Origin of the sequence: Desulfovibrio sp. 1188_IL3213 (assembly GCF_036763145.1) — a bacterium.
Classification (GTDB): domain Bacteria; phylum Desulfobacterota; class Desulfovibrionia; order Desulfovibrionales; family Desulfovibrionaceae; genus Desulfovibrio.
This window is the reverse complement of record NZ_JBAIYR010000672.1, coordinates 1-849: the sequence shown is the minus strand read 5'-3', so window position 1 is coordinate 849 and position 849 is coordinate 1. Positions and strand designations below refer to the sequence as shown.

The following is an 849-nucleotide window of genomic DNA, read 5'->3' as shown; positions in this document are numbered from 1 at the left end:
ATTCCGCCGCGCAACCGCTCCACTCTTGCTCTGGCGCGTGCCTGGGAACTGGCCGGAACCAACAATTGTTACTTGAATGTGGAATGCACGCCCCAGGGGACGAGCATTTCTTTTACCCTTCGTCTTAAGCCGCTGGAGCAGGATGCCTCTGCTCCCGAAGAACTGCGGCCCCATGTGGTCGTTGTGGCGGACGGGGCCGTGGAGCGTCAGGGTTTTGCCCATATGGTGGCGGGCATGGGGCTGCCGAGCACAGAGGCGCGCACCGTGCGCGAAGCTCTGGAACTGAATCGGGAAAATCCCGCCCTGCTGCTTGTGGAGCATGAGCCTGTGGATGGTTCGGCGGCGTGCGACGTGCTTGAGCGCTTTAAAAATCAGGCTGTGAAGGCTGGCCTGCCCTTCTGCAAGGCTTTGGCCGTCACTGCCGACGACAGCCGATGGGACGCTCTGGCCGATACCGGATACACGCATGCCTTGCTGGAACCTGTTGATAAAACCGTTTTTGCGGCCACAGTGCAGGAAATTCTGGAGGAGGCCGGCATTTCCCTGCCGGGCGCTTCCGAAGAAAATACGGAAAGCCGGAACGCCCAGGCCGACGCCGGCGACGGTCATGAAAGCCATGACGACCTGCCCTCCGCAGATCTTGCCGGAGCAGAGGATCTTACGGCCCAGGCCAGTCCGCTGGAAGACTTGCTGCCGGGCGCAAAGGGTGCGGATGCTCCTTCTTCGCCCCTGCCCGATCTTTTCGGTTCAGACCAGGCTTGGCCCGCGTCAAGTGGGACTTCTTCGCGTCTGCCCGATCTCACGGCCCTGCCCCAGATTCTGGGCCTTGCCGACCAGTTGGGCGGTGGC

At 62.1% G+C, this 849-nt stretch carries 1 pseudogene; it reads left to right on the top strand.

The annotated features are described in order from the left end of the window. Positions 1-849: pseudogene (locus tag V6C16_RS14445) on the top strand (response regulator); the annotation flags it as partial.